Source organism: Micromonospora sp. B006, assembly GCF_003408515.1.
Lineage (GTDB): Bacteria > Actinomycetota > Actinomycetes > Mycobacteriales > Micromonosporaceae > Micromonospora > Micromonospora echinospora_A.
Map to the genome: position 1 here is coordinate 2,823,338 of NZ_CP030865.1, position 18,923 is coordinate 2,842,260.

Consider the following 18,923-nt stretch of genomic DNA (forward strand, 5'->3'; position numbering starts at 1 on the left):
GCAAACCTAAGATGCGGGTGATCCGCGAACCGTCCCAAGATCTTTAACCGAACGGACCCCTTGCGACCTGCTGCTTTGCAGCTTAGGTTAGCCAAACCTTAGTAGCCACACGGCCGGGCCCCCGGCCGTACCTGTCGTGTGAGGAGCCCGATGCGAGCACGGCGCCGTACCATCTTGACCACCGTTCTGCTCACCGTTGCCGTCGTCGCCGCCATGCCCGTGCCGGCCCACGCCGGCACCGCCACCGGCAGCGGCGGTCAGAAGCTCACAGTCACCCCGAGCACCGGCCTGAGCCGCTCCGGCGCCACCGTGTCCGTCTCCGGGCGCGGCTACGACGTCGACAAGGGCATCTACGTCGCGTACTGCGTCGACAACGGACCGGGCGTGGCGGCGACCCCGTGCGGCGGCGGGGCCGACACCAGCGGCAGCCTCGGCGCCTCGCAGTGGATCTCGTCGAACCCGCCCAGCTACGCCGAGGGCCTGCCCAAGCCGTACGGTCCCGGCGGCTCGTTCTCGGTGACGGTCAAGGTGACCCCCACCATCGGCGACGTCGACTGCACCGTCCGGCGCTGCGCTGTCGTCACCCGCGCCGACCACACCCGGGCCTCCGACCGGTCCCAGGACGTGCGGGTGCCGGTCACCTTCGCCGCCGGCGCCACGAGCGCCCCGGCGAAGGCGGACCCGGCGCCGAAGGCGACCATGCCCGCCGCAGCCGCGCCCGGGACCACCACCGGCCAGGGCGCGCCGGCCCCGGCCGCCTCCGGCAGCGCGCCGGCCGCGGCGGGGGGGACGGGTGCGGCGCCCGCCGCGACCGGTGCCGGCGCGCCGTCGCAGGCCGCGGCCGGCGACCTCCACGTCACCCGGGTCAGCGACACCGCCGGGGCCGGACGCGGATGGACCGTCGGGGTCGTCGCCGTCGGGCTGGCCCTGGTCGCCCTGATCGGCCTCGGCCGGTGGCGGCGCCGTCGCGGTGCCGGCCGGTGAGCCGCCCGCACCGGCCCCGGCGACCACGCCGGGGACCGCTGATCGCTCTGCTCGCGGCCACCATGGCGGCGACCGGCTGCGCCGCGCCGGGCGGACCGGGTACGCCGTCCGCCGCCGGCTGCGGGCCGGTCACCGCCACGGTGGACGACGCCGACGTCGACCCGATCCGCCCGGCGCCCGCGCCCGCGCTGCCGGCCACCGTACGCTCCGACGACGGCCGGACGGTCACCGTCGACGACGTCAGCCGCATCCTCCCGGTGAACCTGCACGGCTCGATCGCCGAGATCGTCTTCGGCCTGGGCCTGGGCGGCAACGTCATCGGACGGGACACCTCGACCACGTTCCCCGCCGCCGCGCACCTGCCGGTGGTCACCCCGGGCGGGCACGACCTCTCCGCCGAGGCGGTGCTCGACCTCGACCCGAGCGTCGTGCTCGTCGACGACGGCGTCGGACCGCCCGAGGTGCTGCGCCAGCTGGGCGCCGCGGGCATCCCGGTCGTGCAGGTACGGGCCGAGCCGACCCTCGACGGCGTACCGGCGCACATCCGTGCGATCGCGGCGGCGCTCGGTGTGCAGGAGGCCGGGGAGCGGCTGGTGACCCGCGTGCAGAGCGAGACCGCCGAAGCCCGGCGCGCCGCCCCGGCGGGCCGGGCGCCGCGAATCGCGTTCCTCTACCTGCGCGGCACCGCCGGGGTGTACCTGATCGGCGGCCGGGGCGCCGGGTCCGACGCGATGATCGAGGCGATCGGCGGCGTCGACGCCGGCAGCGCCGCCGGGCTGTCCAAGTTCCGCCCGCTGACCAGCGAGGGCCTCATCAACGCGGCGCCCGACGTGATCCTGGTGATGAGCGCCGGGCTCGCCTCCGTCGGCGGCGTGGACGGCCTGGTGAAGCTGCCCGGTGTGGCGCAGACGCCGGCCGGGGCGAACCGGCGCGTCGTCGACATGGCCGACGGCACGCTGCTCACCTTCGGCGTCCGCTCCGGACGGGTCGTCCAGGCCCTGGCCCGCGCCGTCTACTCGTGCGAGGACCCGTCGTGACCACGCTACGGAAGCGGCCCGCGCCCGCCGCCGACCCGACGCCCGTGCCCGGCGCGCCCCGGTCCCCCGGCCGGCGGGGAACCGTACTGCTGGCCGGGCTCGGCGTCGCCCTGGTGCTCGTCGCCCTGCTGGCGGCCGGGCGCGGCCAGGTGGCGATCTCCCCCGCCGAGGTGCTCGGCTCCGTGCTGCACCGCCTCGGCCTGGACCTCGGTCCGCTGCCCTCGGCGGCGCAGGGCGAGAACGCGCTCTGGATCGTCCGTTTCCCCCGGGTGCTGCTGGCGGCCGTCGTCGGCGCCGCCCTCGGCTGCGCCGGCGCGGTCATGCAGGGCGTCTTCGGCAACCCGCTCGCCGAGCCCGGCGTCATCGGGGTGTCGGCCGGCGCGGCCGTCGGCGCCGCGCTGGCCATCGTCACCGGCGTCACCGTCCTGGGCGGATGGACAGTGCCGCTCGCCGCCTTCGCCGGCGGCCTCGCCACCACCTACCTGGTGTACGCGCTGGCCCGCTCCGGGGGCCGGACCGAGGTGGTGACGCTGGTCCTGACCGGCGTCGCGGTCAACGCGGTCGCCGGCTCGGTGATCGGGCTGCTCATGTTCGTCACCGACCAGGCCGGCGTACAGGCCATCGCCTTCTGGAACCTCGGCAGCCTCGCCCAGGCCAGTTGGACGGCCGTCGGTCTCGCCGCGCCGTGCCTGCTCGTCGGCCTCGCCGTCGCCTGCGCCGACGCGCGCCGGCTCGACCTGCTCGCCCTCGGCGAACCCGCCGCCCGGCACCTCGGCGTCAACGTCGAACGCCTGCGGATGCGGCTGATCGTCGTCACCGCGCTCCTCGGCGCCGCCGCTGTCGCGTTCACCGGCATCATCAGCTTCGTCGGACTGGTCGTGCCCCACCTGATCCGGATGGTCGCCGGACCGGGCCACCGGGTGCTGCTGATCGCCAGCGCGCTCGGCGGGGCCGTCGTGGTGATCGGCGCCGACCTCGCGGCGCGTACTCTCGTCGAGCACCAGGAGCTGCCCCTCGGCGTGCTCACCGCGGTCATCGGCGGACCGGCGTTCTTCTGGCTGCTGCGCCGCACCCGCGACCGGGCCGGAGGCTGGGGATGAGCCGCCCGCGTCCGCCGCGCCGGTTCGCCGCCGCCCGCCCACCGGAGACGGCGCCCGCCGGGCACCTCCGGATCCGGGTGGCCGGGCTGCGCGTCGAGCGCGCCGGCCGGACCGTGCTCGACGGGATCGACCTGGACGTACGCGCCGGTGAGGTGCACGCCCTGGTCGGGCCGAACGGCGCCGGGAAGTCGACGCTGCTCGGCGCGATCAGCGGTGACGTTCCGGCCGCCGCCGGCCGGATCGAGGTCGACGGGCTGCCCCGCGAGTCGTGGAGCCCGGTGGAGCTGGCCTGGCGCCGCGCCGTGCTCACCCAGCGCAACACGCTGAGCTTCCCGTTCACCGTCGGCGAGGTGGTCCGGATGGGCCGGGCGCCGTGGGCCGGGCGGCCGGAACGGGACCAGGACGACGCCGTCGTCGCCGACGTGCTCGAACGCTGCGACGTCGCCCGCTTCGCGGCCCGGCCGTACCCGGCGCTCTCCGGCGGCGAGCAGGCCCGCGCCGCGCTGGCCCGCGTCCTCGCGCAGCAGGCCACCACGCTGCTGCTCGACGAGCCGACCGCCGCGCTCGACCTGCGGCACCAGGAACTGGTCATGCGTATCGCCCGGGAGCGGGCCCGCGCCGGGGACGCCGTGGTCGTGGTGCTGCACGACCTGACGCTGACCGGCGCGTACGCGGACACCGTGACCCTGCTCGGCGACGGACGCGTCCGCGCCGCCGGAGCACCGCGCGATGTGCTCACCGCCCCGCTGCTCAGCGAGGTCTACCGGTACGACATCGACGTCGTCCCCCACCCCCGTGACGAGCTGCCGCTGATCGTCCCGCGACGCGGCCGGCCCGAGAACCAGTCAGTTGGCGAGGAGAGATAACAGATGAGTTCCCAGACGTTCGCGGCCCGGCTGCGCGCCGAGACCCGCGACGCGCACCAGAGCGCCGAGTCCCAGCGGTACGTCTCCGCGCTCACCTCGGGTGAACTCGACGTGGCCGGCTACACCGCGCTCGTCGTCGCGCACCACGTCATCTACGCGGCGCTGGAGGGCGTCGCGGAGACGATGCGCGACGACCCGCTGGCCGGCCCGTTCGTCGACGACGCGCTGACCCGGCTGCCCGCGCTCGCCGCCGACCTGCGGTTCCTGCTCGGCCCGCGCTGGCGCGAGGTGATAGAGCCGATCCCGGCCGCGTCCGCGTACGCCGCGCGGATCACCTCGGCCTGCGCCGGGTCGCCCGAGCGGTTCATCGCGCACCACTACATCCGCTACCTCGGGGACCTGTCCGGCGGGCGGCACATCGGGCGCTGCGTGGCCCGGTACTACGTGGTGACCGGCGAGGCCGGGGCGTCGTTCTACAGCTTCCCGCACATCGCCGACCCGAAGTCGTACAAGGACGCCTACCGGGCGCGGCTCGACGCGCTCCCGCTGGACGAGGCGGGCCGCGACGCGCTGCGCGACGAGGTGCTGGTGGCGTACGAGCACAACATCGCGGTCTTCACCGGCCTGGGCCGCCTGGTGGCGGCGAGCGGCCAGGAGGGCGCCGCGTGAGCGCCGGTTTCCCGCCGGAGGTGGTCGCCGCCGTCGCCCGGCACATGAACGACGACCACGCCGGGGACGCGCTGCTGATCTGCCGTACGCTCGGCGGCCGGCCGGACGCCACAGCGGCCCGTACCACCGGCCTGGACGCCGACGGCATCGACTTCGCCATCACCGTCGGCGACGCCGAGGTCCCGGTGCGCGTCCCGTTCGCCCACCGGCTCACCGAACGGGCGCAGATCCGCCGGGAGGTGGTGCGCATGTACCAGGAGGCGTGTGAGCGGGCGGGCGTACCGCCCCGGCCGGCGGGCTGAGCGCCGGGGACACGTCCCGGCGGTGGAAACTCGGTCGGCCGTCGCACCGCCGCGGCGTACAGTCCGCCGCATGGCTGTGGACACCAGGCCGGCGGTGCGTGCCGGCCGATTCCGGCTGCTCCCGCTGGGTGTGGTGTTCCTGACCGTCGGTCTGTCCACCGCCGTGGTGCTGCCGTTCCTGTCGCTGTTCCTCGACCGCGAGGTCCACGCCAGTCCGATACGGGTGACCGTGTTCCTGGTCGTCGCCCCGCTGTCCGGGGTGGTCGCCTCCGCGCTGATCGGCCGGCTGTCGGACCGCCGGCCGATCCGGCGCGCGCTGCTGGTCGGCGCCGCGCCGGCCGGCGTGGCGGGCGCGGGCCTGACCGCGTACGTCCGCGACTACTGGATCCTGCTGGGGCTGACCGCGACCGCCACGGCACTGGCGAACTCGCTGTTCCCGCAGTCGTTCGCGTACACCCGGGCGCTGTTCGACAGGGACGATCCGGCGCGGGCCGCGTTCGGCGTCAGCCTCATGCGTACCGTGTTCTCGTTCGCCTGGGTGGCCGGACCGGCGCTGGCCGCGGTGCTGCTCGACGTCGGCGGCTTCCGCCTGGTCTACGGCATGGCCGCCGTCATGTACGCGCTGGCCGCGCTGGTGGCCGCGCTCCGGCTGGAGGAACTGCCGCTGCCGGCGCGGCCGGTCGCGGCCGATCCGGACGGCTCGGCACCCGGCCCGCCCGGCGCGTCCCGGCTGCGGCTGGCGCTGACGGCGCTCACGTTCGTGCTGCTCCAGTGCCCGCTGACGGTCGGCGTGCAGGCGATGCCGCTGTTCATCGACACCGAACTGAACGACGACCCCTCCCGCGCCGGGCTGGTGCTGGGCCTGTGCGCGGCGCTGGAGATCCCGCTGATCCTCGGGCTGGGCGTGCTGACCGCGCGGGTCCGGCTGCGGCCGCTGATCCTGATCGGCGGCGCCTGCGGGGTCGCCTACTACGCGAGCGCCGCGCTGGCGCCGAGCGTGCCGTTCCTGCTGTTCGCGCAGCCGGTGAACGCGCTGTTCATCGCCGCGGTGTCCGGCGTCGGCATCGCCTACGTGCAGGATCTGCTGCCGGGCGAGCCGGGCCGGGCCACCACGCTGTTCACCAACACGTTCCCGATCGGCGCCATGCTCGCCGGGCCGCTGCTCGGGCTCTCCGCGCAGGTCGGCTACCGGTGGGCGTACGGCATGAGCACCGCGCTGTGCGCGACCGGGCTGCTGGTGCTGCTGCTGACCCGGCCGGCCGCGCGGGCCTGACCGGCGCGGCGGTCAGCGGCGCCGCACCAGCACCACATGGTCGATCAGCTCGCCGGTCCGGCCGTCCGGGCCGGTGGCGGTACGGCGCGCCGCGCCCAGCCGCTCGGTGTCCCAGCCGTCCGGGTCGAGGTCCATCGCGGCCAGGATCTCCTCCGGTTCGGCGAACCGGTGGTGGCCGGTGTCGGGTCCGGCCCAGGGCGGCGGCGCGCCGTGCTCGACGACGAGCAGCCGGCCGCCGGGCGCGACCGCTTCGGCGGCCGGGGGCAGCACCTTCTCCCGGGGCAGGACGAGCGGCGACTGGAAGAACTGCGCGGACACCAGGTCGTACCGGCCGGGCGGGAAGCCCTGGGTGAGGTCGTGCCGGACGGTGGTGATCCGGTCGGCCACCCCGGCCCGCTCGGCCTCGACGGCGAGGCGGTCCAGCGCGACGGACGAGATGTCCACGGCGGTGACCCGCCATCCCTGCGACGCCAGCCAGACCGCGTCGCCGCCCTCCCCGCTGCCCAGGTCGAGCACGGTGCCCGGGGGCAGCGTGCCGGCCACCTCGGCCAGGACCGGGTTCACCCGGCCGCTCCAGATCCGGTCCCGCTGGCCGTACCGCTCGTCCCAGAACCGGCCCGGGTCGGTGTCCGCCGCCGGGTGTTCGTGGTGGTGCCCCGTCATGTCCGCCTCCTCGCCGCCGGGCGTCTCCCCGCCCGGGCCCCACCATCGTGCGCCGCAGCCCGACCAGCAGCAAGGAACCTTGCCGTTCCGGCAAACCAATGAGGGACAGCAGGATTAGCGCACCGCGCCCGTGGGCAGACATTTGTCATCAGTCACGCGACCCAGGGAGCTGACGGCATGGCGAAGGGCGACATCGACACCTACCAGCAGGACGGGCAGTGGAAGAACCGCCCGGAGGGCAACGAGCGCGCGAGCAGCCGCCACGACACCAAGGCGGAGGCGGAGGCGGCCGGCCGGGAGATGGCGGTCGAGCGCGGCACCGAGCACGTCATCAAGAAGCAGGACGGCACCATCGGGGAGAAGAACACGTACCCCCGCGAGCGCGACCCCCGGGACATCCCGGGCTGAGCCCGCACCGCAGGCACGTCACGGCGCCGGACCCGCACGGGTCCGGCGCCGTAGCGCGTACTGGCGGGTAGTGAGTGGCTGGCTAAAAAGTTTTGTTCGGTTCCTACAACGGCTCCCGCTCAGGCTTCGGCCGTTACGACATGGCGCCACCCGCGCACAGGCGGAAGGGTGAGGCAAGCCGGGGGCATCGTCGCGCCCGGCGCGCCACCGTGGGTCTACCGAAGGGGACGGTCACGTGTTCACCCGTGTCGCCATCGTCAACCGTGGTGAGGCCGCGATGCGGCTCATCCACGCGGTCCGGGAACTGGCCGCGGAGACCGGCACCCGGATCGAGACCGTCGCGCTCCACACCGACGTCGACCGCACCGCCACCTTCGTCCGCGAGGCGGACGTCGCCTACGACCTGGGCCCCGCGTCCGCCCGCCCGTACCTCGATCTCAAGGCGCTGGAACGCGCGCTGGTGGAGACCGGCGCGGACGCCGCCTGGGTCGGCTGGGGCTTCGTGGCCGAGGACCCGGCGTTCGCCGAGCTGTGCGAGAAGATCGGCGTGACGTTCGTCGGGCCCAGCCCGGACGCCATGCGCAAGCTCGGCGACAAGATCGGCGCGAAGCTGATCGCCGAGGAGGTCGGCGTGCCGGTCGCGCCGTGGAGCCGCGGCGCGGTGGAGAGCCTGGAGGACGCGCTGCGCGCGGCGGCCTCGATCGGCTACCCGCTGATGCTCAAGGCCACGGCGGGTGGCGGCGGGCGCGGCATCCGGGTGGTCCGCAGCGACGCCGAGCTGGCCGACGCCTACGAGCGCACCAGCCAGGAGGCGGCGCGGGCGTTCGGCAGCGGCGTGGTGTTCCTGGAGCGCCTGGTGACCGGCGCCCGGCACGTCGAGGTGCAGGTGATCGCCGACGGTCAGGGCACCGCCTGGGCGCTCGGGGTACGGGACTGCTCGGTCCAGCGGCGCAACCAGAAGGTGATCGAGGAGTCCGCGTCGCCGGTGCTCGCCCCGGAGCAGGCGGCGGAGCTGAAGACGTCGGCGGAGCGCCTGGCGGTGGCGGTCGGCTACCGGGGCGCGGCGACTGTCGAGTTCCTCTACCACCCGGGCGACCGGCTGTTCGCCTTCCTGGAAGTGAACACGCGCCTCCAGGTCGAGCACCCGATCACCGAGGCGACCACCGGGTTCGACCTGGTCAAGGCGCAGCTGCACGTGGCCGGTGGCGGCCGGCTCACCGGCGAGCCGCCGGTCGAGCGCGGGCACGCGATCGAGGCGCGGCTCAACGCCGAGGACCCGGACCGCGACTTCGCGCCCTCCCCCGGGCGGATCACCCGGCTGGACCTGCCCGCCGGGCCTGGTATCCGGGTGGACACCGGGGTCAGCGAGGGCGACACCATCCCGGCCGACTTCGACTCCATGATCGCCAAGATCATCGCGTACGGCCGGGACCGGGACGAGGCGCTGGGGCGCCTGCGCCGGGCGATGGCGAACACCACAGTGGTCATCGCCGGTGGCGCCACGAACAAGAGCTTCGTGCTCGACCTGCTCGACCAGCCCGAGGTGATCGACGCCAGCGCGGACACCGGCTGGATCGACCGGGTACGCGGCGAGGGCCGGCTGATCGCGCACCGGCACTCCGCCGTCGCGCTCGCCGCCGCCGCGATCGAGGCGTACGAGGAGGACGAGACCGCCGAACGGCAGCGGCTGCTGTCCACCGCCGCCGGTGGACGCCCGCAGGTGCAGCACCGCAGCGGCCGGCCGCTGGACCTGAAGCTGCGCGGCGTGACCTACCGGATGCGGGTGGCCCGGGTCGGCGCGCACCGGTTCCGGGTCGGCGTCGAGGCCGCAGGCGACGTGCGCACCGCCGACGTCGAGCTGGACCGCTTCGACCGGCACACCGGCCAGATCGCCGTCAACGGCGCCCGGTTCCGCCTGCTCACCGACACCCACGGCCCGGTGCACCTGGTCGAGGTGGACGGCGTGACGCACCGGATCAGCCGCGACGAGGGCGGCGTGGTGCGCTCCCCCATGCCGGCGCTGGTGGTCGCCACGCCACTTGCGGTCGGCGCGGAGGTCGAGGCCGGCGCGCCGGTGCTGGTGCTGGAGGCGATGAAGATGGAGACGGTGCTGCGCGCGCCGTTCCGGGCCCGCCTCAAGGAGTCGTCGGTGCAGGTCGGCACCCAGGTGGAGGCGGGCGCGCCGCTGCTGCGCCTGGAGCCGCTCGCCGAGTCCGGCGCCGAGGCGGCCGTCGACCCGGCCGGTCCCGCCGTCGAGCTGGACCTGCCGGTGCCCCCGGTGGACGTGCCGGCGCGGTCCCGGGCCGAGCGCGGCCAGGAGGACCTGTGCGCGCTGCTGCTCGGCTATGACGTCGACCCGCACGACGAGCGCCGGGTGCTCGACGACTACCTGGACGCGCGGCGCGCCGCCACCGAGGCGGGACACCGGCCGCTGGCCGAGCAGCTGGAGCTGGTCGGCGTCTTCGCCGACCTGGCCGAGCTGAGCCGCAACCGCCCCGGCGACGACGGGCCGGCCGGGCACGTGCACAGCGCCCGCGAGTACTTCCACACCTACCTGCAGAGCCTCGACGTCGAGCGGGCCGGTTCCCCGGAGTCGTTCCGGGCCCGGCTGTCGAAGGCGCTCGCCCACTACGGCGTCACCGAGCTGGACCGCTGCCCCGAGCTGGAGGCCGCGGTCTTCCGGATCTTCCTGGCCCAGCAGCGGGCCGCCGCGGACGCCACGGTGATCGCCGCGCTGCTGCGCTCGTGGCTGCGCGAGCCGCCGCCGGACGAGGCGCTGCGCGAGCCAGCCGGCCTCACCCTGGAGCGCCTCGTCGCGGCCACCCAGGTCCGTTTCCCGGTCGTCGCCGACCTGGCCCGGGGCGTGGTGTTCGCCTGGTTCGCCCAGCCGCTGCTGCGCCGCAACCGGGCCCGGGTCTACGCGCGGGTCCGCGCGAACCTGCGGCACCTCGACGCGCACCCGGACGCGCCGGACCGCGCCGAGCGGGTCGCCGAGATGGTACGCAGCACCGAGCCGCTGGTCCGGCTGCTCGGGCAGCGCCTGGTCCGCGACGACCTGGACAACGCGACGATGCTGGAGGTGCTGACCCGCCGGTACTACGGCAACAAGGCGCTCCACGAGGTCAACACCCGTACCGCCGGTGGCTGCACGTTCGTGGTGGCCGGGCGGGACGGGTCGAGCGTCGTGTCCGCAGCGGTGCGGTTCGACGCGCTCGGCGACGCGCTGCGCGGGCTGGCCGAGGTGGCCGGGGACCGCGACGCCGTCGACGCGGACGTCTACCTGTCCTGGGAGAACCAGCCCGAGGACTTCGACGCCACCGCCGCCGCGCTGCTCGACGTGCTGAACGCGCACCCGCTGCCGGCGGGCGTACGCCGGATCACCACCACGGTCGCCGGGCGCGGCGGCGCGGTGATGCACCACCACTTCACGTTCCGTCCCGGCGAGGACGGGATGGCCGAGGAGCGCCTGATCCGCGGCCTGCACCCGCACATCGCGCAGCGGATGCAGCTGGAACGGCTGCGCGAGTTCGACCTGACCCGCCTGCCGTCGCTGGACGAGGAGGTCTACCTGTTCCAGGCGGTGGCCCGGCAGAACCCGTCCGACCAGCGGCTGGTCGCGTTCGCGCAGGTACGCGACCTGACCGGGCTGCGCGAGCAGGACGGCCGCCTGGTCTCGCTGCCGACCACCGAGGACACGGTGGCGGCCTGCATCGACTCGATCCGGCGGGCGCAGTCGCGGCGGCCGTCGAAGGCACGGTTCCCGACCAACCGGATCGTCATCTACGTGTGGCCGCCGAGCGAGCTGACCCGCGAGGAGATGGAGCTGATCGCCGGGCGGGTACGCCCCACCACTGTCGGCGCGGAGCTGGAGGAGATCCTGTTCATCGCGCGCCAGCGCGACCGCCGTACCGGCGAGCTGACCAAGGTCGGCGTGCGGATCACCTTCGACGTCACCGGGCACGCCCGGCTCGACATGGGTGAGCCGCCGAGCGAGCCGGTCGAGCCGCTGGACGAGTACCGGCTGAAGGTGCTGCGGGCGGCCAGCCGCAACACCGTCTACCCGTACGAGCTGACCGGGCTGCTGGGCGACTTCGTCGAGCACGACCTGGACGCCGACCACCGGTTGGTGCCGGTGGACCGGCCCAAGGGCCGCAACAGCGCGGCGATCGTGGCCGGCGTGGTCACCACCCCGACGCCCCGGCATCCGCAGGGCGTGACCCGGGTGGTGCTGCTCGGGGACCCGACCAAGTCGCTGGGCGCGCTGTCCGAGCCGGAGTGCCGGCGGGTGATCGCCGCGCTGGACCTGGCGCAGCGGATGGGCGTGCCGCTGGAGTGGTACGCGCTGAGCGCCGGCGCCCGCATCTCGATGACCTCCGGCACCGAGAACATGGACTGGGTGGCCGCGGCGCTCAAGCGCATCGTCGAGTTCACCCAGGACGGCGGCGAGATCAACATCGTGGTCGCGGGCATCAACGTCGGCGCCCAGCCGTACTGGAACGCCGAGGCGACGATGCTCATGCACACCAAGGGCGTGCTGGTCATGACGCCCGACTCGGCGATGGTGCTCACCGGCAAGCAGTCGCTCGACTTCTCCGGCGGCGTGTCCGCCGAGGACAACTTCGGCATCGGCGGCTACGACCGGGTGATGGGCCCGAACGGTCAGGCGCAGTACTGGGCGCCGGACCTGCCGGGCGCGCGGGACGTGCTGATGGCGCACTACGACCACACGTACGTCGTGCCGGGCGAGCACGCGCCGCGCCGGGCGGTCACCATGGACCCGGTGGACCGGGACATCTGCGGCTACCCGCACGCGGTGGCCGGCAGCGACTTCGCCACGGTGGGCGAGGTCTTCTCCGCCACCGCGAACCCGGACCGCAAGAAGCCGTTCGACATCCGTACCGTGATGCGGGCCCTCGCGGACCAGGACCACCCGGTGCTGGAGCGGTGGGCCGGCATGGCCGACGCGGAGACGGCTGTGGTGCAGGACGTGCACCTCGGCGGCATCCCGGTGTGCCTGCTCGGCATCGAGTCCCGCTCGGTGCCGCGGCACGGCTTCCCGCCCACCGACGGCCCGGACACCTACACCGCGGGCACGCTGTTCCCGCGCTCGTCGAAGAAGGCCGCGCGGGCGATCAACGCGGCCAGCGGCAACCGGCCGCTGGTCGTGCTCGCGAACCTCTCCGGCTTCGACGGCTCACCGGAGTCGATGCGCAAGCTGCAACTGGAGTACGGCGCGGAGATCGGCCGGGCGATCGTCAACTTCCGCGGCCCGATCGTGTTCTGCGTGATCTCGCGCTATCACGGCGGCGCGTTCGTGGTCTTCTCCAAGGCGCTCAACCCGGACATGACAGTGCTGGCGATCGAGGGGTCGTACGCCTCGGTGCTGGGCGGCGCGCCCGCCGCCGCCGTGGTGTTCGCCGGTGAGGTCGCCGCCCGCACCGCGGCCGATCCCCGGGTACGCGAGCTGGAGGGCCGGGTCGCGTCCGCCACCGGCACCGGGCGGGCCACGCTCAGCGCGGAGCTGGACGAGCTGCGCGCGTCGGTGCGGGCGGAGAAGCTGGGCGAGGTGGCCGCCGAGTTCGACCGGGTGCACAGCATCCAGCGGGCGGTCGAGGTCGGCTCGGTCGACGCGGTGGTCCGCGCCGCCGAGCTGCGGCCCCGGGTCATCGAGGCGATCGAGGCGATCGAGGCGCACCTGCGCTGACATGTTCCACGCATCGGACGGCGGGCGGGCCTTCGGGTCAGTCCGCCGTTTCGCGTCCGCCGGTGGGGCGGGACGCCTGTTTGATAATGGAAACGGTGTTCGCTCGGCGCAGGTCAGGCGGCGCAGCGGTCGCAGGTGCCGAAGATCTCCAGGGTGTGCCCGACGTCGGTGAAGCCGTGCTGCACGGCGACCTGGTCTGCCCACCGCTCCACGGCCGGGCCGGCCACCTCCACCGCGCGGCCGCAGCGGCGGCAGACCAGGTGGTGGTGATGGCGGCTCTGGCTGCACCGCCGGTACAGGTGCTCGCCGCCGGGCAGCCGCGCCGAGTCGATCTCGCCGTTGTCGACAAGCAGCTGCAACGTCCGGTAGACGGTTGTCAGGCCCACCTTCGCCTGCCGTTGCACGAGCATCTGGTGCAGCTGCTGTGCGCTGTGGAAGCCGTCCAGCTCCCGTAGCAGCGCCAGCACCTCGGCGCGCTGGCGGGTGTTGCGGGTCGCCCCGGTCGTCGCCTGGGTCACCGTCCGCCCTCCCTCGTCCGGGCGCCCTCTCCGGCCACGGCCGCGCCCGGCGCGCCACGTGACACCCGGAACCATTATGCCTTCCGCGCGCACCCCGGTCCCGGCCGCCGTGATCCGGGGCGGCATGTGACACGGCCGACTCCCCCGGCCGGAACTATCCGCCGTACCGCCCCGACCAACGGTACGAACACCGGATCTTCGAGGGGACGACGTCATGCCCAGCACCACCAGCCGCCGGTTCCTGCGCCCGGCGGCCCTGATCGGCGCCGCCGTGCTGGCCGCGTCCGTCGCCGCCTGCGGCTCCGCCGACGCCACGCCCACGCCCCCTGCCGCGCCGTCGGCGTCGGCGCCTGCCTCCGCGAGCGCGGCGGCGGGCGTGCTCACGATCCGCGACCCGTGGGTGAAGGCCGCCGACAAGGGCATGACCGCCGCCTTCGGCACGCTCGTCAACGACAGCGACACCGACGTCACGATCACCGGCGTGAGCACCGACGTCTCCCGGGCCGAGCTGCACGAGATGGCGATGAAGGACGGGAAGATGGTCATGCAGGCCAAGCCGGGCGGCGTCGTGGTCAGGGCCCGCTCCCAGGCCGCTCTGGAGCCCGGCGGCGACCACCTCATGCTGATGGACCTGACCCGGCCGGTGCGCCCCGGTGACCAGCTCGACATCACGCTCACCTTCGCCGACGGCCGCGCCCAGACGTTCACCGCCGTGGCGAAGCCGTTCACCGGCGCCCAGGAGTCGTACGCGCCCGGACACGGCGCCACTGGAGCGTCATGACCGAGACCACCGCACCCGCCCGCCGGATGAGCCGGCGCGGCCTGCTCACCGGCGGCGCGGTCGCCGCCGGGGGCGCGCTGGCCGGCGCCGGCGCGCTCGCCGCCGCCCGTTCCGGCGATCCCGGGGTACGCGCAGCCGAACCCGTTCCGGTGGCCCACGTCGGCAGCGCTGTCGAGCCGTTCCACGGCGCGCGCCAGTCGGGTGTCACCACCGAGCCGCAGGCACACGCCGCGTTCGTCGCGTTCACGCTGCGCCCGGGCACCGACCGGGCCGCGCTCGGGCGGATGCTGCGGCTGCTCTCCGACGACGCCGCCCGGCTCACCCAGGGCCGCCCGGCGCTCGCCGACACCGAACCGGAACTGGGCCTGCTCCCGGCCCGGCTGACGGTCACGTTCGGCTTCGGTCCCGGGCTCTACACCGCCGCCGGGCTCGACGACCGGCGGCCCGCGTCGGTGGCCGACCTGCCGGCGTTCCGCATCGACCGGTTGCAGCCGCGCTGGTCCGGCGGGGACCTGCTGCTGCAGATCTGCGCCGACGACCCGCTCACCGTCGCCCACGCCCAGCGGGTCCTGACCAAGGACAGCCGCCCGTTCGTCACCGTCCGCTGGGTGCAGCAGGGCTTCCGCCGGGCCGCCGGCGCCGAACCGGGGCGCACCCAGCGCAACCTGTTCGGCCAGCTCGACGGCACCGCCAACCCGAAGCCCGGCGCACCGGCCGACACCGCCGTCTGGGTGAGCGACGGACCGGACTGGCTGCGCGACTCCACCACCCTGGTGGTACGCCGGATCAGCATGAACCTGGAGACCTGGGACCTGCTGGGCCGCGCCGACCGGGAACTCGCGGTGGGCCGGCGCCTCGACACCGGCGCGCCTCTCACCGGCCAGGCGGAGCACGACGAGCCGGACTTCGCCGCGCTCGGGCCGGACGGGCTCACCGTGATCCCCGACTTCTCGCACCTGACCCGGGCGCGCGTGACCGACGACCGGCAGAAGATCCTGCGCCGGCCCTACAACTACGACGGCGCGCCGACCGCCGAGGGACACGCGGACAGCGGGCTCGTCTTCGCCGCGTACCAGGCCGACATCGCCCGTCAGTTCCTGCCCATCCAGCGGCGGCTGGCCGAACAGGACCTGCTCAACGAGTGGACCACCCCGATCGGCTCCGCCGTGTTCGCCGTACCGCCCGGCTGCCCCGAGGGCGGCTGGATCGGCCAGCAGCTGCTCGGCTGACCACGACGCTGACCACGACCAGGAAGGCGCGCCATGCGTACCCGTACCGTCCCCGCACTCCTCGCCGCGCTGTTCACCGCGGCGCTGCTGCTGGTCCCGGCCACGCCCGCCGCGGCGCACAACTCGCTGCAGGAGGCCACACCGGCGCGCGACGCCCGGCTCACCACCGCGCCCACGCAGGTGACGCTGCGGTTCATGCAACGGCTCAACCCGGCCTTCACCACCATCACGCTGCGCGACGCCGCCGAACGTCCGGTGCCCGCCAGCGCGCCCGCCGTGAACGGCGCGACGGGCACGGTGACGATCGAGGAGCCGCTCGGCAACGGCACCTACACGGTCGCCTACCGGGTGGTCTCCCGCGACGGCCACCCGGTCCAGGGCTCGTACCGCTTCACTGTCGCCGACCCGGCCGCTCCGCCGGCGGCCGTCCCGTCACCGACCGCCGACGCTTCGGCGGGCGCTTCAGCTTCGGCACCGGCGGACGCTTCGGCAGGTGCGGACGCCTCTCCGGCGAGCGCTGACGCCTCGGCGAGCGCCGACGACGGCGGTCTGCCGGTGGGACTCCTGGTCGGCGGAGCGGTCGCCGCGGTGGCAGCAGCCGCCGTGGTCGCACTGTTGCTGCGCCGTCGCCGCCCGTCCTGACGCCTCACCCGCCGACGCGGGCTGACCCGTCACCCGCTTACGCGCGTCCGCCCGGAGATCTTGGTACGAAACGGCCCCCATAGGGGCGCATTCCTTCCAAGATCTCGGGCTTCCTGACAGGCGAGAGAGCCGTCCCGCTATGCGGACTGCGCCTGCGGGCCGGCCACGGGTGCGCCGGTGTGGGACGGGCGGGGGCACGGCGGGGCACGGCGGGGCACGGCGGGGCAGGGCGGGGCAGGGCGGAACGCGGGTCCCGGCGAGGGCGGGTCGGGGCTGGGTTAGGCTGCCGGCAGCGCTGGTTCACCCGGTCGGCGACGGCCGCCTGTCGTAAGAGGGAACCCGGTGGAAGTCCGGGACTGCCCCGCAGCGGTGAGTGGGAACGACCGCCGTCAACAGCACTGGGCCACCGGCCTGGGAAGCGACGGTCAGTAGGCGACCTCGTGTCAGGCCCGCGAGTCCGAAGACCTGCCCGCGTCGCGCGTACCACCGGTGCGCGCTGCCGTCGACCTCGCGGGTGGGTCGGGCGGGTGACACGCCGGGCGCGAGCCGTCGGCGTGCCTCGACGTGCACACCCCGTCCGGTCGGCGGTCCGCTTCTGCGTAGGACGGAACCGCACGATGACCGATGCCATCACCCTCACCGGCCGACCACCGTCGGCCTCGCACCTGACCCTGTCGCAGATCATGGACCAGCACCACACCAACCTCATGGGTACGGTGCACGGCGGCCGGATCCTCAACCTGATCGACTCGGTCGCCGGGGTGGTCGCCGCCCGCCACTCCGACGGACCGGCCGTCACCGCCGCGATCGACGAGACGGCCTTCCTGCGCGCGGTACGCGTCGGCGACGTGGTCCACGTGGACGCCCGGATCACCTGGGCCGGCCGCAGCTCGATGGAGGTGGCCGTAAAGGTCAGCGCGGACCGCTGGGACCGGGCGGTGCCACCGGTGGACGTGGCGACAGCGCACCTGGTGATGGTGGCGGTCGACGACGAGGGCCAGCCCCGGCCGGTGCCGCCGCTGCTGCCCGGCACCGACGGCGACCGGCGGCGCTACCGGGAGGCACAGATCCGGCGCGAACACCGGCTGGCGCTGCGCCGGGCGCTGCTCGACGGCGTCGAGGAGGGCTGAGGCGTGCTCGGACTGTCGGCGGCCACGCTCGCGGGTTACCTGGCCGCGATCGTGGTGCTCATGCTCACCCCCGGGCCGGACATGATGTTCGTGCTCGCCAACGCCACCCGGTACGGCGCGCGGGCCGGGGCGGTGGCGGCGCTCGGGGTCGCCGCCGGGGAGGCGGTGCACGTCGCCGCCGTGGTGGCCGGGCTCGCTACGGTGATCGCCGCGTCCCCGGTGCTGTTCACCGCGATCCGGTGGGCCGGGGCGGCGTACCTGATCGTGCTCGGGGTGCGGGCGCTGCGCGGCACGGGCCGTACCGGTCCGGCGGCCGGTGGGCCGGACGGCGGCGCCGGGCGGGCGTTCCGGCGCGGACTGCTCACGAACCTGCTCAACCCGAAGATGATCCTGTTCAGCGTGGCGTTCCTGCCGCAGTTCGTCCGGCCCGACGCGGGCCCGGTGGCGGCACAACTGATGCTGCTCGGCGCGCTGTTCGTCGCGGTACAGCTCACCGTGGACCTGGCTCTCGGCCTGGGCGCGGGGCGCTTCGCCCGCCGCTGGGGCGACAGCCGCTGGTCGCGGCGGGTCGACCGGCTCTGCGCTGTCGCCTTCGTCGCGCTCGGCGTCCGGCTGGCCGCCGGCTGAGACGCGCCGGTGGCGGAGCGCGGCGGGACGGGTCAGGCCGCTTGATCGACTTCAGCACGCCGGGGTGGCGGCATCAGGAGGGCTCCGACCCCGCCACCTCGGCGAGCTGGTGAGGATCATGCTCCGCCGGCGCCCGGGGCGGGGCGGCCGGCCGCTCGCGGTCCAGGTGCAGACGCAGCAGCACCCAGCCCAGCGACACGCCGCCGATGAACAGGTACGCGGGCTGCGTGCCGAACGTGTCCCAGCAGGTGTGCAGCGTGACAGCGGCGGCAAAGGTGAGCAGGAACGCCGCCAGTCTCCGGCCGCCGGGCGCGGCGGCGAACGTGAACAACGCGGCGGCGGTCAGCCCGGTCCAGGCCAGGTGCGCGGCGGGCGCGGTGAGACCGCGTACCAGCAGCGTCCGCTCGACCGCGCCGAGGCTGCCCTGCGACCCGACGAACGTGGCGAACGCGTACCCCATCGTCTCCAGCGCGGCGAACCCGGCGCCGGAGGCCACCCCGATCACCAGGCCCTGCGCCGGTGACCGGTGCCGCCGCCAGAGCAGCAGGATGCCGGCCGGCACGATCAGCTTCGCGGCCTCCTCGGCCAGGCCGACGAACGCCATCGGCAGGACTCCGAGCCGGTGCAGCGTGCCGTACTCCAGCCAGCCGGCGGCGACGACGCCGATCACTCCACCGAGGAACGCGGCGACGCCGACGACCGGGCCCGGCACCCGGCGGTGGCCGGGCCGCCCCTGGGTGAAGGCCAGGAACGTGGCCGGGGCGACTGACGCGCCGAGCACGATGAGCGTCGGCACGAACGTGACGGTCCCGGTGCCGGCCAGCGTCTCCAGCACCAGCAGGTGAAGCCCGACGCCGACGAGCAGGACCGCCACCCACGCCCACCGGCGTCCGGTATTCCCCATAGCGCCCAGTATCGCGCCCGGCGGGGAGCGACGGCATCGGGGGTGGGCACTGTGGACGGTGAGATTCATCCGACACGCCGACACGA

The 18,923-nt window shown here is 74.7% G+C and carries 17 protein-coding genes and 1 riboswitch; of the genes, 14 read left to right on the forward strand and 3 right to left on the reverse strand.

Annotation, left to right across the window (positions count from 1 at the left end; genetic code table 11):
• The first annotated feature begins 174 nt into the window (after positions 1-174).
• From MicB006_RS13475 to MicB006_RS13500, 7 genes are all read left to right on the forward strand, one after another.
• Positions 175-984, forward strand: coding sequence for a hypothetical protein (locus tag MicB006_RS13475; RefSeq protein WP_225980732.1), 810 nt, complete (start codon positions 175-177; stop codon positions 982-984).
• On the forward strand, positions 981-2,021 hold the full coding sequence (locus MicB006_RS13480) for a hemin ABC transporter substrate-binding protein (protein ID WP_225980733.1): 1,041 nt from the start codon (positions 981-983) through the stop codon (positions 2,019-2,021). Before MicB006_RS13475 ends, MicB006_RS13480 begins: the two co-directional genes overlap by 4 nt.
• Positions 2,018-3,121, forward strand: coding sequence for an iron ABC transporter permease (locus MicB006_RS13485; protein ID WP_116506462.1), 1,104 nt, complete (start codon positions 2,018-2,020; stop codon positions 3,119-3,121). Before MicB006_RS13480 ends, MicB006_RS13485 begins: the two co-directional genes overlap by 4 nt.
• Positions 3,118-3,987 carry a heme ABC transporter ATP-binding protein gene (locus MicB006_RS32320; RefSeq protein ID WP_225980734.1) on the forward strand — a complete coding sequence of 290 codons (870 nt, stop codon included), beginning with the start codon at positions 3,118-3,120 and terminating at the stop codon, positions 3,985-3,987. The genes MicB006_RS13485 and MicB006_RS32320 overlap by 4 nt, the downstream gene beginning before the upstream one ends.
• A 3-nt stretch (positions 3,988-3,990) precedes the next feature.
• The gene (locus MicB006_RS32325) at positions 3,991-4,656 is read left to right on the forward strand and encodes a heme oxygenase (biliverdin-producing) (protein ID WP_225980735.1); all 666 of its coding nucleotides are present in this window, start codon (positions 3,991-3,993) and stop codon (positions 4,654-4,656) included.
• Entirely contained in the window at positions 4,653-4,958 is a 306-nt protein-coding gene (locus tag MicB006_RS13495) for a DUF2470 domain-containing protein (RefSeq protein WP_116506464.1), read from the forward strand. Before MicB006_RS32325 ends, MicB006_RS13495 begins: the two co-directional genes overlap by 4 nt.
• Before the next feature lie 70 nt (positions 4,959-5,028).
• Positions 5,029-6,231, forward strand: coding sequence for a sugar efflux transporter (locus tag MicB006_RS13500; protein WP_225980736.1), 1,203 nt, complete (start codon positions 5,029-5,031; stop codon positions 6,229-6,231).
• 12 nt (positions 6,232-6,243) lie between these two features.
• Here the strand turns inward: MicB006_RS13500 and MicB006_RS13505 are convergent, their stop codons facing one another.
• Positions 6,244-6,894: a bifunctional 2-polyprenyl-6-hydroxyphenol methylase/3-demethylubiquinol 3-O-methyltransferase UbiG gene (locus MicB006_RS13505; protein ID WP_116506466.1), complete on the reverse strand. Its 651-nt coding sequence runs from the start codon at positions 6,892-6,894 to the stop codon at positions 6,244-6,246.
• Positions 6,895-7,071: 177 nt separating this feature from the next.
• Here MicB006_RS13505 and MicB006_RS13510 point away from each other — a divergent pair, with 177 nt between their 5' ends.
• Together MicB006_RS13510 and MicB006_RS13515 are read left to right on the forward strand one after the other, a co-directional pair.
• Positions 7,072-7,302 carry a DUF2188 domain-containing protein gene (locus MicB006_RS13510; RefSeq protein ID WP_043323386.1) on the forward strand — a complete coding sequence of 77 codons (231 nt, stop codon included), beginning with the start codon at positions 7,072-7,074 and terminating at the stop codon, positions 7,300-7,302.
• Between the two features lie 235 nt (positions 7,303-7,537).
• Complete coding sequence (locus MicB006_RS13515) at positions 7,538-13,006, forward strand: carboxyl transferase domain-containing protein (protein ID WP_116506468.1); 5,469 nt, start codon at positions 7,538-7,540, stop codon at positions 13,004-13,006.
• A gap of 113 nt (positions 13,007-13,119) precedes the next feature.
• Here the strand turns inward: MicB006_RS13515 and MicB006_RS13520 are convergent, their stop codons facing one another.
• Positions 13,120-13,524 carry a Fur family transcriptional regulator gene (locus MicB006_RS13520; protein ID WP_116506470.1) on the reverse strand — a complete coding sequence of 135 codons (405 nt, stop codon included), beginning with the start codon at positions 13,522-13,524 and terminating at the stop codon, positions 13,120-13,122.
• Between the two features lie 214 nt (positions 13,525-13,738).
• Here MicB006_RS13520 and MicB006_RS13525 point away from each other — a divergent pair, with 214 nt between their 5' ends.
• The 5 genes from MicB006_RS13525 to MicB006_RS13545 all read left to right on the forward strand — a co-directional run bounded on the left by MicB006_RS13525 (position 13,739) and on the right by MicB006_RS13545 (position 17,933).
• Positions 13,739-14,305 carry a copper chaperone PCu(A)C gene (locus MicB006_RS13525; protein ID WP_116506473.1) on the forward strand — a complete coding sequence of 189 codons (567 nt, stop codon included), beginning with the start codon at positions 13,739-13,741 and terminating at the stop codon, positions 14,303-14,305.
• A 26-nt stretch (positions 14,306-14,331) separates the two neighbouring features.
• Positions 14,332-15,534 (forward strand): Dyp-type peroxidase, encoded by a 1,203-nt coding sequence (locus MicB006_RS13530; RefSeq protein WP_370013485.1) that lies wholly within the window; start codon positions 14,332-14,334, stop codon positions 15,532-15,534.
• 33 nt (positions 15,535-15,567) lie between these two features.
• Positions 15,568-16,176 carry a copper resistance CopC family protein gene (locus tag MicB006_RS13535; RefSeq protein WP_116506477.1) on the forward strand — a complete coding sequence of 203 codons (609 nt, stop codon included), beginning with the start codon at positions 15,568-15,570 and terminating at the stop codon, positions 16,174-16,176.
• A 292-nt stretch (positions 16,177-16,468) separates the two neighbouring features.
• Positions 16,469-16,664: riboswitch (cobalamin riboswitch) on the forward strand.
• A gap of 129 nt (positions 16,665-16,793) precedes the next feature.
• The gene (locus MicB006_RS13540) at positions 16,794-17,306 is read left to right on the forward strand and encodes an acyl-CoA thioesterase (RefSeq protein WP_073828221.1); all 513 of its coding nucleotides are present in this window, start codon (positions 16,794-16,796) and stop codon (positions 17,304-17,306) included.
• Positions 17,307-17,309: 3 nt separating this feature from the next.
• Positions 17,310-17,933: a LysE family translocator gene (locus MicB006_RS13545; RefSeq protein WP_116506479.1), complete on the forward strand. Its 624-nt coding sequence runs from the start codon at positions 17,310-17,312 to the stop codon at positions 17,931-17,933.
• A 73-nt stretch (positions 17,934-18,006) separates the two neighbouring features.
• Here the strand turns inward: MicB006_RS13545 and MicB006_RS13550 are convergent, their stop codons facing one another.
• Positions 18,007-18,837, reverse strand: a complete 831-nt coding sequence (locus MicB006_RS13550) for a PrsW family glutamic-type intramembrane protease (RefSeq protein ID WP_116506481.1) — start codon at positions 18,835-18,837, stop codon at positions 18,007-18,009.
• Positions 18,838-18,923: the final 86 nt, after the last annotated feature.

Excerpts from the sequence above, each read along its gene's own strand:
- MicB006_RS32320 (WP_225980734.1), top strand. The coding sequence starts at position 3,118 with ATGAGCCGCCCGCGTCCGCCGCGCCGGTTCGCCGCCGCCCGCCCACCG.
- MicB006_RS32325 (WP_225980735.1), top strand. The coding sequence starts at position 3,991 with ATGAGTTCCCAGACGTTCGCGGCCCGGCTGCGCGCCGAGACCCGCGAC.
- MicB006_RS13500 (WP_225980736.1), top strand. The coding sequence starts at position 5,029 with ATGGCTGTGGACACCAGGCCGGCGGTGCGTGCCGGCCGATTCCGGCTG.
- MicB006_RS13505 (WP_116506466.1), bottom strand. The coding sequence starts at position 6,894 with ATGACGGGGCACCACCACGAACACCCGGCGGCGGACACCGACCCGGGC.
- MicB006_RS13510 (WP_043323386.1), top strand. The coding sequence starts at position 7,072 with ATGGCGAAGGGCGACATCGACACCTACCAGCAGGACGGGCAGTGGAAG.
- MicB006_RS13525 (WP_116506473.1), top strand. The coding sequence starts at position 13,739 with ATGCCCAGCACCACCAGCCGCCGGTTCCTGCGCCCGGCGGCCCTGATC.
- MicB006_RS13530 (WP_370013485.1), top strand. The coding sequence starts at position 14,332 with ATGAGCCGGCGCGGCCTGCTCACCGGCGGCGCGGTCGCCGCCGGGGGC.
- MicB006_RS13535 (WP_116506477.1), top strand. The coding sequence starts at position 15,568 with ATGCGTACCCGTACCGTCCCCGCACTCCTCGCCGCGCTGTTCACCGCG.
- MicB006_RS13540 (WP_073828221.1), top strand. The coding sequence starts at position 16,794 with ATGACCGATGCCATCACCCTCACCGGCCGACCACCGTCGGCCTCGCAC.
- MicB006_RS13550 (WP_116506481.1), bottom strand. The coding sequence starts at position 18,837 with ATGGGGAATACCGGACGCCGGTGGGCGTGGGTGGCGGTCCTGCTCGTC.